Raw genomic sequence first — 15,041 nt, forward strand, 5'->3', positions numbered from 1 at the left:
CGTTCTCGATACACCCGAGCACGCCGCCAGCCGCTCCTACGGCAACTCGATGCTGTTACCAGAACGATCGCGGACGAATACGTCCCAGCGACCGTCAGGGGCGGCCTCAAAGGCAATCGTCGAGCCGTCGGCGCTGATCGTGGGATGGCGAACGGCGGCAGGTAAGTCTGCCGTTAGGTTACGGGTTATCTGCGTCTCGCGATCGTACAAATAGATAGCTGCATTGCCCCGCCGGCTGGCGGCAAAGACAAGGTAACGTCCGTCCTCCGATACCGACGGATGCGATGCGATCGCGTCGAAGCGATTCAATCCCGGTAGCTCCACGAGACGGCGACTGTCGGCATCGAACAGATATACATCCTGCGAGCCGTTGCGATCGGACACGAAGGCAATGTAGCGTCCGGCGATGCTCGGCATCAGCTCCGATGCCGGACTGTTAAGCCCGCGCCCGCCCTTATCAAAGGAAAACTGCAGCGCGCGCGGATAGCCACCGCCACAGCCGACTAGCAGCAGCGCGATCGCCGCCCAGACGCTATGCCCGCGCCAACGGCGGGCGGCGCACCCCCAAGAGATGCGATCGCTACGGCACTTGAACGGGCGTTCCATCAGCAATGTCCGGTTCCACATCGGGACCGCGGTCGAGCACTTCGATATCCCATTGCCCTTGACGGGCGCGTTCGTAGACGACAAACCGTCCGTTCGGGCTGATGCTGGGGTTGCGAATCCAACTGCGCGAGGGCAGCGCAATGATAACTGGCGTCTGCACCGCGCGGTCGTAGAGCGCTACCGCCGGCCGGCCGCGATCGTCGACCAGATAGGTCAGGTAGCGCCCGGTTCGGCTGAGGCTGGGACTCTCCACAAGCGCGAGTTGCCGGTCGAGACCGGGGAGCATTACGTAGCGCTGTCGCTCCAAGTCGTACATCAAAATCTGACGCCGACCGTCGCGATCGGACACCCAGGCCAGATAGCGCCCGTTGCCGCTGAGTGCCGGATGTTCGTCATTAAAAGGACTGTTTGCCGCCTGCGGACCCTCTGGCAAGCGTGGCCCGCCACAGGCCGAGATCGCGACGATCGAGCAGAGCCCCGCACACCAGTACAGCCACCGCCGGACGCAATCGTGCCTCTGCTGTTTCGGTGATGCCTTCACACCTGCCCCACCTTTGCCTGCATCCGTCAGTTCTAAGCTCCTGTCGATTCCGCTCCCGCCAACCGATCGTCACTCGGGACGCGATGGATCGGAACGAATACCGAAATCAGTAATCGAAGTTGCTCGTGTCGTCATCGCCATCGCCGCTGGGAGGACGCTCCGGGTCGATCGGTTGGTAGTCCGCATAATCGGCGTTGGTGGCCGCGCTCGATCGCTTGGGCGGGCGCTCGGACGAGCCGGACGGACGGCGCTTGCTCGGGCGGCGCGGCAAGTCGGATTCGTCCGAGCGAGCACTCGTCGGACGCGGCCGCCGGGCGGGCGGACGCGAGGAAGGCGGCTCTTCGCGTCCGTCCTCGCGGCTGTTGTCAAAATCGATGTCGAGATCGTCGTCCGGGGGACCGTAGCTGGAGCGATCGCCACCCGGTCGGTCGGTGGCGTAACGATCGCGCTCGGCGGCTGGTGGACGCGGACGACGCTTGCGCGGGGGGCGTCCGGTTGGGCCACCAGTGCTGTTACTGCTAGCGCTACCGCGCGCTCGACGGGATGCAGAACGCTCGTCGCGGGCGTACTCGTCTTCGAAGGAGTCCCGGCGCGCGCGCGGATCGGCCGTCCCGCGCAACTGGCGCTTCATCTGCCGCGGTTCCTCTTCAAGGGAGTCAAATTCGTCGATTTCGGCGCGATATACCCGGCTCGCGCGGCGATCGCGATCCACCGTCGGGGTGCTGCGTCGCGCTTGCTCGGCCGTCACCGACCGCAGGCGGATTGTCTCGAATGCAAAGGCCACCGACACGCCGGCCAGTAGAAATTGACCGAACTGCAAAATGGGATCGAGCCGCCAGCCTTGGAAAATCAAAATGCAGCCGCACAGAAGCCCCACGGCTGCCACGACGATATCTTGATCGCGCGAGAGTTCGGGTCGGAACGAGCGCATGGCATACAGCAACGCACCCGATACGACTAAAAACAGCCCGAGCAAGAACGCGGCATTCAATCCGAAGTTAACCTGCGCGAGCACTTGCGGCGAGTACAGCCAGAAAAAGCTCAACATGACTTGACATTACCTGCAGTCAGTCCCATGTTAGCGGTTTAGGGCTGACCGACGCGATCGCCCGGCCTGCTGGCAAGGCTGCCCGGTCGTTCCGACGGACTCGCACCGCACCAATCGCACGTCTGTAGTCCAGAGGGACCGCCGCCCGCCCGACCAATGGCGCCGGACGCGTGCCCTGCAACCAAAGCGATCGCACTCCCCGACTGCCCCCGGTACCGTTAGGATCCTGGTTGCAGCCATCTTCACAACCCCGACAGCAACTACCATCGTGATTCCTGTTATTGGCTTGGTTAGCGGCACCTCCGCCGACGGTATTGACGCCGCTCTTGTCAACGTCGATGGTACCGACACCGATCTGCGGGTCGAACTCCTAGCCGGCGCGACCTATCCATATCCGCCCGACCTCCGCGCGACGATCCTGGCTGTTTGTGCGGGGCAACCGCTCTCGCTAGAAGAACTGGTCGCCCTCGACGACGCGATCGCCTGGGAGTTCGCCGCTGCCGCTCGCGCCATCCAAAGCGGACAGCCTGCCGCCCGCGCGATCGGCTCCCACGGACAAACGGTCTTCCATCGCCCGCCCGCGCCCACCGCACCCGTTCCCCTCGGTCGCAGCTTCCAGCTCGGGCGCGGGGAAGCCATCGCCCACTTAACCGATCTGCCCACCGCTAGCAACTTCCGCGCTGCCGACATCGCCGTTGGCGGCGAAGGCGCGCCCCTGGTCTCCAAACTCGACGCGTGCCTGCTCGCTCATCCGACTGAAGCTCGCTGCATTCAAAACCTCGGCGGTATCGGTAACGTTACCTACCTACCGCCCAAATCTTCTCCCGATTGGGAACGCAGCATCTGCGGCTGGGACACTGGTCCGGGCAACGCCTTGCTCGACCTTGCCGTCACCGCTCTCACCAACGGCGAACAAACGTACGATGACGGCGGGGCCTGGGCAGCACGCGGAACTTGCGATCGCGCCCTCGTCGATACCTGGTTAGAGCATTGCTTCTTCCACCAACCGCCACCCAAATCCACCGGCCGCGAACTGTTCGGTGCTGGGTTCCTAACCGCCAACCGCCACCATGCGGAGCGGCTCGACCCTGCCGATTGGCTGGCTACCCTGACCGAACTCACCGCCGCGACTGTCGCTCACAGCTACCGCAGCTTTCTACCGGCCCTGCCCAACACCGTTCTGCTCTGCGGCGGCGGCCGTCACAACCAAACGCTCGTCGGGCGCTTGCAAGCCCTATTGCCGGAAACAACCATAACGACAACCGATGCTGCCGGTCTCGACGGCGATCGCAAAGAAGCGATCGCGTTTGCCGTTCTCGGTTATTGGCGCGCGCGCGGTGACGTGTCCGGCAACCTTCCCGGTGTAACCGGAGCGCGGGCCCCAGTCCTACTCGGCGACCTCCACCTGCCTGGGAAATTCCCCACCAATGGAGGCCGGCCGCTCCCGATGCGGCAGGTATACTAGGACAACGCCAGCTAGACTTGCGTCCGGCACGTACGCATATCCGGCACTGGGCCGGATTCAGCACCTGGCAGACCCGGTGCGACACACTGGACGATCGAGGGGAATGCATGGCTCACACCTTCCTACTAGAAGCAGGACGCTGGACGCTGCGCGGAAGATGGCAGGATCGCAGCGGTCAATTCACCAACATGATCGGAAAAACGGTCATCGTTTGGAGTACGGATCGTTGGTTTACCTGGAAAACCAAGATCGTCTGTATCGACGGCGACCTTCCTGGCAGTAAGTCTGGCGAGCGCATCACCGAGATAGCTTCTCAATACCGCGGTCGCATCGATAGCGGGCAAATGCAGTATACGTTTATGCTGCAACAAAGTTTCCTCGGGCGCCTTGAAGGGGAGGGCTGGATCGGTCCCGAGGTAATCGTCCAGCGCTACTGGGTACTGGACGACCGACAACGTCGCAGCGGCTTTGAAACACTCCATCGCCTCAACGAATCTACGTATTACCTCACAAGCGGCCTTCTCACGGGGCATCACTTAGCCGGTACATTCGAGGCGACCCTCGAACGCCGGATCTGAGGAGGCTCTTATTCCTACTGCTCGAATAATTACAGTGGGACTACATCCAGGGCACCTCGAAAAATTGTCGAATTTTGGCTTACCGGCTTTTGAAATGCCCGTGCTGCCCTGCCGGCCTTCGCTCTTGAGTGAATCATCGAGGTGCCCTACACGTTAAGCCTGAACCGTGATGCTCGAGTTGGGTTTAGAGCATGGCGATGTAAGGGTTCCGGACCTGCACCACTCTCACCGTGCAGGACTAGCATAGACAGTTGCCCAGTGCGTCAAAACAATATCAACCATAGCAATCGCCGTTTTGCTAAGGACGTAGGATGAGCACTTTCTCCTCTATCTTCATCCCATGCCCACAAACCCCACAACCACGACCTTCGCAACAATGTCCTCGACGCGATCGCGCGGGGCGACGTGACCGCCATCGAGGCAAGGACTGCCTTCCGTATCAGTCGCGACACAATCTACTTCTGGATGCAGAGCAAATTAGGATAGGGTGACTTTCACCCACGGCCCGCTCCCTAAACCGGTCACAGCGATAAAATTCCATAAAATTTCTGACTAGTAGCAATTTCAGCGTTTTTCGAAGCCGCTCCCAATCGGGCGCAGCAGGAATCGGTTAATTTGTGGCCGGGGGCCGTCAGAAGCTGCCGCATCTTCCGTGTACTGCGCAAGATTGGGTTCGCGCGCATGAAAAAACTGACGGGTACCCAGAGCGTGACGAAGCCTAAAGACCCCCTCAGGGAGCAGTGAGGCCACCGCAAGCGAAAACCATGGTGTCGCCGCTAACGAGTTGAGCAGGGACCAGCAAGACTTATGAGACGATGGCAACAGCCCGCGCGGAGAGAGGCTCAAAGACCTCAAGCCGGTGTCGCAAGGGCGGCGGGTCCACACGATCGCTGCACAGTGTGAGGGCATTTGTGGGCATCATTCGCCGTGGAGCAAACGAGCAAGCAAATGGCGTTTGAGACCTACCTGGAGCAGTGCTTGATTCCCGAGTTAAAAACGGATAGAAAGTAGTGATAAACAATGCGACCTTTCACAAGTTTGGTATGACCCAGGAATTGGTGAGGGCGGCCGGATGTGAGATGTGATATCTGTCGTTCGAATCGCCGGACTCGATCGAAATCGAGCGTTGTTGGTCGCGATCGAAATGTCGGATACGGAAATGCTGGCAGGAGCTTGAGATGTTGCGGGAGGCAATAAAGTACGGACTTAGCAAGGTGTCCTAATCTAGGTACCTATTGCTTTATTATTACCGGTCGTTTTACATTGTTTGCTAGGGATGCTGGAGCAATGCAGGGCTTGCAATTGCTGTCCTACATGACACGAAGCCAGCGCAGCGGGCTACATACGCTTTCTATGACTGTTACCGAGCACGCAGGCTGCTAGACTCGGAGCAGCAACGGTCGCTTGTTTACCTCTCCTAAATGATTTCGCCTCGAACTTGCTATCTGCAGAAATGCCCAGAGACATTAACCGAGAAAACCTCCTGGCGGACCGCTACCAGCTCGTAGAGCTGGTAGGCAAGGGGGCCATGGGCGAGGTTTATCGTGCCAAAGATGTTCTCCTCGGCAGGCTGACCGTAGCGATTAAGTTTATTTCTCAAGCATTGTTAAACGACAAGCGGCGCGATCGCTTCGAGCAAGAAGCAACAATTTGCGCGCTCCTTGGAGAGAAAAGCATTCACATCGTTCAAGTGCGCGATTACGGCGTCGACAACCGTGACGTCCCGTTCTACGCGATGGAGTTTCTAGAAGGAAGTAGCCTTAGCGACATTGTCAAGATCCAGCCGCTGCCACTCGTACGCTTCGTTAACTTTTCGCGTCAGATCTGTTTGGGATTGCAGTGCGCGCACCAAGGCATTCTTTACGAAGGCGAAATCTGCCCGATCGTCCATCGCGACATCAAGCCTAGCAATATCCTAATCGTGCAGGATCCGACTCTAGGCGAGTTGGTCAAAATTCTCGATTTTGGCATTGCAAAGCTCGTTCAAACCAATCAGTCCCAGACTCACTCTTTCCAGGGCACACTAGCTTATTGCTCGCCCGAACAAATGGAAGGAAAAGAACTCGACAATCGCTCTGACATTTATAGTCTCGGCGTGATGATGTACGAGATGCTGACAGGGGAGATGCCGATCTTACCGGAGCACAACTCCTTCGGCGGTTGGCACAAAGCTCACCGTCACAGCCCACCCGACCCTTTCCAGCCATCGCTAAATATTCCGAAAAAAGCGGAAGAGCTGATTCTGGGCTGTCTGGCCAAGAGTCCGCAAGCACGCCCGCAGACTATTAGCGAAGTTCTTGAGGAGTTGAATGCACTGAGTTTGCTGGTTTCGAACGGGGGCGTGCCCGAACCAGCAAACTCCAGCAGTAAAACCTGGCGCACGCCCGCACCGACCGAACCGAATATTAAGGTACCAAACCATCTATCGAGCGTTGACGTACAGCTCGACAACCTTTGCCTCAAATCGACCTGGCCGAATAGCAAGCCGCGCGAGAAGATCGTGTTCCCCCGCATGCTGGCAACCCCATTAGGCGAGACGCCGACGTTATGGGCAATGCTCGATCGCGTCGATATCGAACAGCGGACCGTTTGCAAGCGTTACAACCAATTTTTATTTTTGATGTTCCCGCACCCGATGGTGTTATGGATTACTGCACTCCACAGTCACGCTCGGCCGACGCGCTGGCTGCCATGTTATCTGGACCTTAAATCCGGGACGGGTCAGCAGGTGGCACGCGGTTTGGGGGAAACGGGGATGTACCGCATTCTGCTGTTCGCGACGAACGCACCGCAGCAGTGCCTGCATGTCTTGAAAGCCCGAGTTGCAACTATTCAGCGTCAGAAGCTCTACGATTGGGCCAGCTCCAGCCAGTCTTGGCAGTCTTATGCCAGCCCGCAAATGAGCAAGCAACTACTCCGACGCGAGTTCGACAATATCAAACCGAAGATTCAATCCAAGCTCGACGCTATTAGCGATTCGCGCAGCCAAGTGTCTGAAGTTTAATTCTTGTTGTCCTAGCCAGTTCGTGCTGCGATGCAAGCAGCTGGGTCTAGAGCAGCTGGGTCTATATAGGATAGGACGCATCATCAGCTAAGCCAGGCACGAGCCAAAACCAGGGTCCTGCGCTCGCTTCCCTGCGAATACTGATGAAATCAATTGCGGGTAGAGCATCTGCAGACAGTTTGATGACAAACTGGATACCGCAAGTTGCAATTGCAACGGGTTTCCTTAGCCACTGAATAAATGCGCAGCCAGGCAGTCCTCAAGAAGCTTAAGCTTTAAGGAAGTAGCAAGCGATCCAGTTCGGGAATGTCGACCCAAGCATTTGACTGGCTTGATTGATGCGTGGCGTCCATCAGCAACTGGGAAAAGACACCTTCACGCAGAGACGGCACCATCGTCGTTCCCTGTTGGATGGCATCGAGCCAACGATCGGCAATGCGGATGAAGGGCGCGAGGCGTCCGTCGGGGTAAACGCGATCGAACGCCAATCGTTCTGGAACGTCGACTTCAGCAAGCACTCCACCGGCAGGTGCTGCATAAAGATGGAAGCCGTGGACGTAGTCTTTAGGGTTGCTACTACCCAGGGCTAGCGTGCCCCGATCGCCGTAGACCTCGATCCAGTGACCGCGACCGGCGTAGGTAGCGGAGCTGAGGGCAAGCTGGCAGGGGGCGCCATCGGCCAGCTCCAGCATCAGGATGGCGGTATCGTCAGCATCAACGGGTTTCGACGCGCCACCATCTTGTGGGTCGGGGCGGGTGGGAATCGAGGTTACCAGACGCGCGCAGAGCTTGCGGACGCCGCCGAACAGCCAAAGTAGGTAGTCAAAGCTATGAGAGCCGATCGCGCCGAGAGCGCCGCCACCTTTGTCCTTCTGGGCATACCAGTTCCAGGCACGTTCGGGATTGGCCCGGCTGGCGACAAGCCAGTCGATGGTAACGAGGCGAATATTGCCGACGTAACCCGCACTCAAGTATTCGGCGAGTAGCTGCCAAGACGGCACGCACCGAAACTCAAAATCAACCGCCGCAACGAGACCGCGATCGCGGGCGAGCCGGTAGAGTTCGATCGCATCATCGACATTGAGAGCTAGGGGTTTTTCCAAAAGTAGGTGTTTGCCGGCATCCAGAACGGCTTTGGCCATGTCGTAGTGCAAAAATGGCGGCGTGCTGATGCTGACGGCCTCGACCTCCGGCAGGGCAAGCATTGCGTCAAGGCGATCGCTGGCATGGGGTATGTTGAAGGCTTCGGCGATTTGGCAGGCTTTGGCGCGATCGCGATTGTGGACGGCAACAACGCGCGCGCGCGGATGCGCCTGAAAACCGGGAATGTGAATGCTTTGCCCGAAGCCCGTCCCAACGACGGCGACCCCTACGGTGTCGGTTTCGGCAACCACGAACGTTCCTCCTGCGTGCTCTGTGGCATCGTAGCAGTCGGCGTGCCCGTTCGTGCCTGTCGCATCGGCACGAACGGGCAATAGTCCAAACCAGCGCGGATCGCTCAGGCGATCGCGAACTCGAATCCGTGGCTGCTGCGGAAGTCGTGGGTTTGGCGATCGATAAGATTGGTGTCGCTGAGTTCGAGGTTGTAAAAGTCAAGCTGGTCGGCATCGAAGTAGGGTCCAGCGTGCCAAGTACCGACCGCCAGTTTGAGAAAACACGGTCCCTCCATCCGAAAAACCGCGATCGTGTCCGGGTCGGGTTCGGGCGCGCGGGATGGCGGCGCGACAGCGAGGAACCAGGGTTGCCCCGACACCGTGCCGAGGCATTGGGTACAGCGTTGGTGGCGGGTGATGCGGTGAAAGCGCCGGCCGCGAAATTGCAGCCGCATGATATACAACCGCGGCGTGCCCTGGCTCAGGTCGAGTTGAGCGTCATCGGCGTCGAAGGGTTTGCCATCGGGCGTCGGTCCGACGAGTTGTCCGAACGGGGCAAACACCTCAATCGTGCCGGGGACTGCACTCAGCGTGCGCGTGGCCGGCATGCGCATCACGAGCTAAGCCCTCCAGCAGTTGGGCGATCGCCGCGCACGACCAAATCTAGCAGCGGTTGACCGCTGACGCAGAGCCAATGGGCGGTAAATAGATCCGGCTGCTGCACGCCGAGGCTGGCGAGGGCGGGAGCGGCAGGAAACGGCCACAAGCGCGAAAATGCAACGCGATCGCCATCCGTACCAACTTCGACCAAATACAGGGCAGCTGGCGCGTCTAGCCACCGCAGCAACCGGAACGCCAGAGCGTAAAGCGATTGGCGTATCCGGTCGGGAAAATCCGCCGGTTGCACGTAGCCGATCTTACGGTTGGGGTTGGAGGCAATTGCCTCGCCATAGAGCGGTCCGCGAGCGGTGAGCGCCACGGGCAACCAATAGGTTGGCAGATCGGCAGTCGCGATATCGACTGAGAGGTCGCGCGCCGCGCGCGCTTGCAATCCTTCAACCTCGCGGCAAGCATCCCAAAGCCAGCGGCCGGGAAACTGGAACGCAACGGGTAACTCCAGCTCGAGCGGCAGGTAGCAAAGCTCCGGCTTGGCAACAGCGAGTAACGCTTCGGGGGCCACAACCACAGTTGCAATCTTGGGATTGCAGCGCGCGATCGCGGACTGCAACGCTGCTGAAATGGGATTGGTGCGATCGCCGACGATGGCGATCTGTTGGGGTAGGACCCGTTCAGACATTCTCGAACTTAGGATACGGCTCGGCTTCGCGCTGGGGTTGAGATAGGTCGAGGGGCTGGGCTCCATTGCGCGTGCGCATGGCAAGACGATAGCTCACGCTCTGCAGTTCGGCATACAATTGACGATTTTCCCGTTGCAATCGCTCGACTTTATCGCGGACTGGCTCGATGCGCTCGGAGAACTTTTGCCGGTAAATTTGCGGTAGCTCTTGCACCACTTGTTCGAGCATGTGGTTGCGATCCGATAGGGCTTGAACTGACTGCTGCAACCGGTAAAGTTCCGCATCGCGCGTGGAAATTTGCTCTTGGTAGAAGCGAACCTGTTGCTCGATGTCTGCAAGTTCCCCACGCAACTGATGGAGCTGTTCCGATTGCTCTTGCAGGGCTGACGAACTTTCCATGCCGCTCGGCGGCAAAACGCGATCGCCGTCTTTAACGATGCGAAACAACTCTTGGGAAAGCTGTTCGACGAGTTGATTGCGCAAGTCAAGCTCGGCACGCAGCTCGGCAACATCCGCGAGGGCGTGGGAGGGTGGAGAAGCGGGAAAGTCGGACTGGCTCACAGTTGCAATCGCTCCGAGACACAGAATTAGCGGGGCAGACCCACAGCAGCACCTTACGACAAAAACTGCAGCTACCTTAACATTGATGGCAAAGTAGTGACGTATTGCAGTACGTCCAACGCGGCAGCTCGAACCATTTTTATCATTGCCGTCGATCCAGCAAGATCGGGGATGACGCACGCGTCCGCAATGTTCCCGATCGCCTTCCAGGCGTAAACTGCATCGGCTTCGATCTGCACCAAGACTGACGGCAGCTTGCGCAGTGAAGGCGTCAGTCCAACTTTCTTCGTTCTGGGTGTCGAGAGCGTTATGAGAGCAATTGCCAATCTAATGACTGCCTTAATCTTTGCCAGCTGGCTGGCTGGGATTGCCGTTTTATCCATCCAAAATATCCGCCCGCTCGCACTTCGGTTTTTGACGTGGCAGTCGGTCGAAATTCCCTTCGGCGTGATGCTGAGTTTCAGCGTCGGTGTCGGTTGTGCGGTTGGAGCGATCGCGCCGTCACCGATCGCCGCGCGTCGCCCTCAAGCGAGCGAGCCCGACCCTCTTGAGGATTGGGAAGATGAGGAGGACTAAACGCCGGGGGTGCGGGAAGATTCCTCGACGGAATAGGTATAAACCAGCAGCAGTTCATACTTTGCTGCTGCCGTTAAGCTCGCGTTACTTCAGTCGTCCGCTGCTGTAGAGCGACGTCCGAGATCGTAAATACCGCAGGCAAAACACGCAAGGATGCCGACGCTGACGGCCCAGCTACGCCCCAGGCCGTACTCCACGCCAATGTTGCAAAGAACACCAGCAATCAGGAACGGTACGATGCTGGTCACCGATGCATAGAAGGCATTTTGAGACTCCCGTGCCGCCCGCGTGCGCTCGAACTCTTTCGCAGAGGTATACATCCAGCGCTCGGCGAAATTGAACCAGCGATCGAGCATCTCCGTGACCCATTCGCGCAGACTGGCAAACCCCAAATACAGCGCAAACGCCCACAGGCAGGCCCCGGCGATCGAAGCGCGCTCGATTGAGAACGGCAGCAGATCCAGCATGACGCGTCGTTACGCCTCGTAATCTCTTGAATGGTACGCATCCTAACAAACCGGTTTGGATTGGGCGGACTTTGCTGTTCGCTTGCAGACCAGACTGACAACTTTCACGGTGTCACGCAAAGGTCACTGCTAGTAAGCAATGAAGGTGGCACAAGGGTAACTTCTACGCAGCGAACTCCCTCGGGAAATTCCGAGACATGACAGGCGATCGCTTCAGTACCGCGTTTCTGTAGCGATCGCGACTTTTTTGCTTCGACACCGTTGTCCGCAGGAGCAAGCGTATCGAGAAGTGTTGGGAGCTCTTTTGCAAGCAGAGAACTGTTGCTCGACCGTGCTGCTGACGTTCTCACGCCGGATAATTTCGGGAAAATTTCGAGCAATCGTCCTTCCCCAGGGCAGGAGCACTTTGCAGACTGTGTTGGCAATACACTAGCGGCGGTTGTTACGCCGACAGGCTCGGCTAAGGAGGATGCGGCTTTGGTGTCGTATTTATAGGTAGCGCTTTCGGTCGGCTGGTGCTGAGTTGTCTGGCTTATTGTATGCAGACCCGATCGCTGGTGGACCCGGTGTACGGGAATATCTTCATGCGGCATCAGTTGGGAGGGGGTGAAGGCAGCACTGTACGCGAGTTGGCAGCTTTAGTGGGAGGTGCGCTTCTGTGACTACACCGCTCCAGAACTAGCGCAACCCCAAGTCAGCAACCCCAAGTCAGCAGCAGGAGCAAAGCCGCTATCGGCTGTAATTCGAAATTCAGACTGCTCGCTATGTCTCCGCTCCTTTATAAACTATTTCATTTAATCAGGTTACGATTGCGGTGACTTGATTTATATTCGGTTTGAAAACTGACTATAGAGGTGCAACGAATTGTTTCATTTCTTTACTTGCCGTAGGATTTATGCTCGCCGTGACCATCATTTGCCCTGCCATTGTTAACGCGCAATCAGCACCATTACAGCCGGTCGAGATTGCGATCAAGTCCGATCTTGGAGAAGACATTAAATTGGCAATTTCGGACCGATTCACGACTCCGATCGAGGAGCTTGAGCTGCATTACACCGTGCGGGTAAGCGACTACGTTCTCGCGTTTTGGCAACACGTGCATACCGCTGGCGTAGTGTTTCTGCAATGGTCCGACCTGTTCGAGGAGTGGGAGGTCGTTGGTGGTGGTGGCGGCGTGCCTGATGTGAATGACGCGATCGACTTGGGCGTGCCGACTGATGTAGCACCGGTTTTGATTGGGGCAATGGACGAGTATTTGCGGAAATACGATCTGGAGGCAACGAGTGAGCAATAAGAAGTTTCTGTGGATAGGGTTGGCCGTGCTGACGGCGATTGCGATAGTGGGTCTGTCGTCACTGTTTGCTAGGGGGGACGGGCAGATTGCAGCGGGGGCGGAAGGCCGCGTCGATCGCGAGGAGGTTGCCCCTGGGTACGACCTCTACAACTACGTTCGGCCCGCGCTGGAGGGGAATCCAATGCCCCGTAGGTTGCCGAGCTTCGTTCCTCAGGTAGTCGACCACAATTTTGTAGCGACTCAGGTGGCGGGTACGGAGCCGGAGGCAGACCACTACGAAACTGAGTTTGATTTCTCCCCGAATGCGTTGGCGCGAGTCCGCGCCCCTGGGGGACGGTTTAGGGGTACCTCCGCGATCGCGCCAGTTATATCGTGCCCGACCCAGAAAGATAAGCCGTTTACATTAACGAAGGTTAGAGTTCCGAGGGTCCGCGTAATCCACCAGGAAATGTTGAGTTGCCATATGGCATCACCGGCTTTTTCTTCCCGTCGGTGCTGGCTGCATACCCGTCGGACGCGGCGGTGATGTGGGATGAGGGACCTTACCTATATCGCGTTAGCGCGAAGAGGGGCTCAAAAGAAGAAGTCGTCGAGATGACGCTCTGCCATCCTCAATCCCACGAGTCAAATTCCCGGATGGGAGGCAGGAGGTGAAGCTGGGAATGGGTGAAGAGCGGACCGAAGTGGCTGACCTGCTGAAAAAGAGAGGAAATACGAGAGAAGATCGGGAAACGACTGCAGTAGGAAGGACGGGACCTCATCGCCTTGCTAACCAGGGGCGGTGGCTCATCGACCAGCTATCAGTATTAGGACTTTAAGGAATTGGTGTTACCGCGTTTCTGGACCGAGCGCGAGTTTTTGCGGCGACACCGTTGTCGACCGGAGCGAGTGTAAAGAGCAGTGTTGGGAGGACCGGTGCGAGAAGCGAAACCGCGGTTTGACCGGGATGCTGACGTTCTCCCTCTGGATAGTTGCGAGAAAATTACGAGCAATCTCCCTTCCCCAGGGCAGGAATGTAAGGTATTTCGGTCAATCAGGTTACGGTTGCGGTCGACTTGCTTTATATTCGGTTTGAAAACTGACTAAAGAGGTGTGATGAATTGTTTCGTTTATTTACTTGCCTGGGGTTTACACTCGCTTTGACTATCATTAGTCCTGCCATTGTTAACGCGCAATCAGCAACATTACAGCCGGTCGAGATTGCTGTCGAGTCCGATCTCGGAGAAGACATTAAATTGGCAATTTCGGACCGATTCACGACTCCAATTGAGGAGCTTGAGCTACATTACACCGTGCGCGTAAGCGACTACGTTCTCGCGTTCTGGCAACACGTTCATACCGCTGGCGTAGTGTTTCTACAATGGTCCGACCCGTTCGAGGAGTGGGAGGTCGTTGGCGGTACGGGCGGTGTGCCTGACGTGAATAACGCGATCGTCTTGGGCGTCCCGACTGACGTAGCACCGGTTTTGATTGGGGCAATGGACGAGTATTTGCGGAGACAGGATCTGGAGGCAACCGATGAGCAATAAGAAGATTCTGAGGATAGGGTTGGCCGTGCTTTCGGCGATCGCAGTAGTGAGTCTATCAGTGGTGTTTGCTAGGGGGGACGAGCGGTTTGCAGCAGTGGCAGAAGGACGCGGCGATCGCGAGGAGGTCGCCCCTGGGTACGACCTCTACCATAACGTCCGTCCAGAGCTGGAGGGGAACCCGGTGCCGCGTCGGTTGCCGAGCTTCGTGCCTCCCGGCGGCAGGCAGATAGTCGAGGAAAATATCATTGCGACTCTGGTGGCAGGTACGGAGCCGGATGCAGTCCATTACGAAATTGAGTTTGTTTTCGCGCCTGGATGCGGTGGGGCGACTGCGTGCCATTGGGGGAGGGTCTCGGGCTATGTCCGCGATCGCGCCGGGGATATCGTGCCCGACCCAGAGAGGTCAGCCGTTTACATTAATGAAGGCGAGTTTGCTAAGCGGGCGCCTAATCCACCAGGAGATGTCGAGTTGCCGAATGGCATCACCGGCTATTTCTTACCGTGGGTGCTGGCAGCATACGCGTCGGACGCGGCGGTGATTTGGGATGAGGGACCCTACCGGTATCGCGTTAGCGTGAAGGGGGGCTCGAAGGAAGAAGTCGTCGAGATGGCGCGCTCTGCCATCCTCAATCCCACGGGTCAAACCCCAGGAGGGGATTAATGAGAGGAGGAATGAGCACACGCGATCGTAATTTTGAAGT

The 15,041-nt window shown here is 57.9% G+C and carries 17 protein-coding genes and 1 pseudogene; 9 read left to right on the forward strand and 9 right to left on the reverse strand.

Annotation, left to right across the window (positions count from 1 at the left end):
* Positions 1 to 36 precede the first annotated feature (36 nt).
* The 4 genes from KR51_RS09595 to KR51_RS19650 all read right to left on the reverse strand — a co-directional run bounded on the left by KR51_RS09595 (position 37) and on the right by KR51_RS19650 (position 2,462).
* Positions 37 to 606: a TolB family protein gene (locus tag KR51_RS09595; RefSeq protein ID WP_022607199.1), complete on the reverse strand. Its 570-nt coding sequence runs from the start codon at positions 604 to 606 to the stop codon at positions 37 to 39.
* Positions 581 to 1,147: a TolB family protein gene (locus KR51_RS09600; RefSeq protein ID WP_022607201.1), complete on the reverse strand. Its 567-nt coding sequence runs from the start codon at positions 1,145 to 1,147 to the stop codon at positions 581 to 583. Before KR51_RS09600 ends, KR51_RS09595 begins: the two co-directional genes overlap by 26 nt.
* Before the next feature lie 106 nt (positions 1,148 to 1,253).
* Positions 1,254 to 2,195, reverse strand: coding sequence for a Ycf66 family protein (locus tag KR51_RS09605; protein WP_022607203.1), 942 nt, complete (start codon positions 2,193 to 2,195; stop codon positions 1,254 to 1,256).
* A gap of 30 nt (positions 2,196 to 2,225) precedes the next feature.
* Positions 2,226 to 2,462: a hypothetical protein gene (locus tag KR51_RS19650; RefSeq protein WP_022607205.1), complete on the reverse strand. Its 237-nt coding sequence runs from the start codon at positions 2,460 to 2,462 to the stop codon at positions 2,226 to 2,228.
* Between the two features lie 4 nt (positions 2,463 to 2,466).
* On the opposite strand from KR51_RS19650, the gene KR51_RS09610 reads away from it, so the two are divergent.
* From KR51_RS09610 to KR51_RS09620, 4 genes and pseudogenes are all read left to right on the forward strand, one after another.
* A complete protein-coding gene (locus KR51_RS09610; protein ID WP_051358146.1) occupies positions 2,467 to 3,660 on the forward strand; it encodes an anhydro-N-acetylmuramic acid kinase in 1,194 nt (397 codons plus the stop codon).
* A 107-nt stretch (positions 3,661 to 3,767) separates the two neighbouring features.
* The gene (locus tag KR51_RS09615) at positions 3,768 to 4,238 is read left to right on the forward strand and encodes a hypothetical protein (RefSeq protein ID WP_022607208.1); all 471 of its coding nucleotides are present in this window, start codon (positions 3,768 to 3,770) and stop codon (positions 4,236 to 4,238) included.
* 369 nt (positions 4,239 to 4,607) lie between these two features.
* A pseudogene (locus KR51_RS21275) lies at positions 4,608 to 4,724 on the forward strand (hypothetical protein); the annotation flags it as partial.
* A 967-nt stretch (positions 4,725 to 5,691) separates the two neighbouring features.
* Positions 5,692 to 7,242, forward strand: coding sequence for a serine/threonine-protein kinase (locus tag KR51_RS09620; protein WP_022607211.1), 1,551 nt, complete (start codon positions 5,692 to 5,694; stop codon positions 7,240 to 7,242).
* Positions 7,243 to 7,517: 275 nt separating this feature from the next.
* Here KR51_RS09620 and KR51_RS09625 read toward each other — a convergent pair whose 3' ends face one another.
* The 4 genes from KR51_RS09625 to KR51_RS09640 all read right to left on the reverse strand — a co-directional run bounded on the left by KR51_RS09625 (position 7,518) and on the right by KR51_RS09640 (position 10,474).
* Positions 7,518 to 8,636 carry a Gfo/Idh/MocA family protein gene (locus KR51_RS09625; protein WP_022607213.1) on the reverse strand — a complete coding sequence of 373 codons (1,119 nt, stop codon included), beginning with the start codon at positions 8,634 to 8,636 and terminating at the stop codon, positions 7,518 to 7,520.
* Between the two features lie 104 nt (positions 8,637 to 8,740).
* On the reverse strand, positions 8,741 to 9,229 hold the full coding sequence (locus KR51_RS09630; protein WP_022607214.1) for an ureidoglycolate lyase: 489 nt from the start codon (positions 9,227 to 9,229) through the stop codon (positions 8,741 to 8,743).
* Positions 9,229 to 9,912, reverse strand: a complete 684-nt coding sequence (locus KR51_RS09635; protein ID WP_022607215.1) for a hypothetical protein — start codon at positions 9,910 to 9,912, stop codon at positions 9,229 to 9,231. The genes KR51_RS09630 and KR51_RS09635 overlap by 1 nt, the downstream gene beginning before the upstream one ends.
* A complete protein-coding gene (locus tag KR51_RS09640; RefSeq protein ID WP_022607216.1) occupies positions 9,905 to 10,474 on the reverse strand; it encodes an Npun_F5560 family protein in 570 nt (189 codons plus the stop codon). Before KR51_RS09640 ends, KR51_RS09635 begins: the two co-directional genes overlap by 8 nt.
* Before the next feature lie 330 nt (positions 10,475 to 10,804).
* Between KR51_RS09640 and KR51_RS09645 the strand changes: the two genes are divergently transcribed.
* On the forward strand, positions 10,805 to 11,050 hold the full coding sequence (locus KR51_RS09645; protein WP_198016744.1) for a DUF1049 domain-containing protein: 246 nt from the start codon (positions 10,805 to 10,807) through the stop codon (positions 11,048 to 11,050).
* Positions 11,051 to 11,139: 89 nt separating this feature from the next.
* Here KR51_RS09645 and KR51_RS09650 read toward each other — a convergent pair whose 3' ends face one another.
* Entirely contained in the window at positions 11,140 to 11,517 is a 378-nt protein-coding gene (locus tag KR51_RS09650) for a hypothetical protein (RefSeq protein ID WP_022607218.1), read from the reverse strand.
* Between the two features lie 904 nt (positions 11,518 to 12,421).
* On the opposite strand from KR51_RS09650, the gene KR51_RS09655 reads away from it, so the two are divergent.
* The 4 genes from KR51_RS09655 (at position 12,422) to KR51_RS17525 (ending at position 15,001) form a co-directional block, all read left to right on the forward strand.
* The gene (locus KR51_RS09655) at positions 12,422 to 12,811 is read left to right on the forward strand and encodes a hypothetical protein (RefSeq protein WP_156915066.1); all 390 of its coding nucleotides are present in this window, start codon (positions 12,422 to 12,424) and stop codon (positions 12,809 to 12,811) included.
* A complete protein-coding gene (locus tag KR51_RS09660; RefSeq protein ID WP_022607221.1) occupies positions 12,801 to 13,337 on the forward strand; it encodes a hypothetical protein in 537 nt (178 codons plus the stop codon). Before KR51_RS09655 ends, KR51_RS09660 begins: the two co-directional genes overlap by 11 nt.
* 613 nt (positions 13,338 to 13,950) lie before the next feature.
* The gene (locus KR51_RS09665) at positions 13,951 to 14,340 is read left to right on the forward strand and encodes a hypothetical protein (RefSeq protein WP_156915067.1); all 390 of its coding nucleotides are present in this window, start codon (positions 13,951 to 13,953) and stop codon (positions 14,338 to 14,340) included.
* Positions 14,330 to 15,001, forward strand: coding sequence for a hypothetical protein (locus KR51_RS17525; protein ID WP_022607224.1), 672 nt, complete (start codon positions 14,330 to 14,332; stop codon positions 14,999 to 15,001). The genes KR51_RS09665 and KR51_RS17525 overlap by 11 nt, the downstream gene beginning before the upstream one ends.
* Positions 15,002 to 15,041 lie beyond the last annotated feature (40 nt).

It is taken from the genome of Rubidibacter lacunae KORDI 51-2, assembly GCF_000473895.1.
Classification (GTDB): Bacteria; Cyanobacteriota; Cyanobacteriia; order Cyanobacteriales; family Rubidibacteraceae; genus Rubidibacter; species Rubidibacter lacunae.

Excerpts from the sequence above, each read along its gene's own strand:
- KR51_RS09595 (WP_022607199.1), bottom strand. The coding sequence starts at position 606 with ATGGAACGCCCGTTCAAGTGCCGTAGCGATCGCATCTCTTGGGGGTGC.
- KR51_RS09605 (WP_022607203.1), bottom strand. The coding sequence starts at position 2,195 with ATGTTGAGCTTTTTCTGGCTGTACTCGCCGCAAGTGCTCGCGCAGGTT.
- KR51_RS19650 (WP_022607205.1), bottom strand. The coding sequence starts at position 2,462 with ATGGTAGTTGCTGTCGGGGTTGTGAAGATGGCTGCAACCAGGATCCTA.
- KR51_RS09615 (WP_022607208.1), top strand. The coding sequence starts at position 3,768 with ATGGCTCACACCTTCCTACTAGAAGCAGGACGCTGGACGCTGCGCGGA.
- KR51_RS09620 (WP_022607211.1), top strand. The coding sequence starts at position 5,692 with ATGCCCAGAGACATTAACCGAGAAAACCTCCTGGCGGACCGCTACCAG.
- KR51_RS09630 (WP_022607214.1), bottom strand. The coding sequence starts at position 9,229 with ATGCGCATGCCGGCCACGCGCACGCTGAGTGCAGTCCCCGGCACGATT.
- KR51_RS09635 (WP_022607215.1), bottom strand. The coding sequence starts at position 9,912 with ATGTCTGAACGGGTCCTACCCCAACAGATCGCCATCGTCGGCGATCGC.
- KR51_RS09645 (WP_198016744.1), top strand. The coding sequence starts at position 10,805 with ATGACTGCCTTAATCTTTGCCAGCTGGCTGGCTGGGATTGCCGTTTTA.
- KR51_RS09650 (WP_022607218.1), bottom strand. The coding sequence starts at position 11,517 with ATGCTGGATCTGCTGCCGTTCTCAATCGAGCGCGCTTCGATCGCCGGG.
- KR51_RS17525 (WP_022607224.1), top strand. The coding sequence starts at position 14,330 with ATGAGCAATAAGAAGATTCTGAGGATAGGGTTGGCCGTGCTTTCGGCG.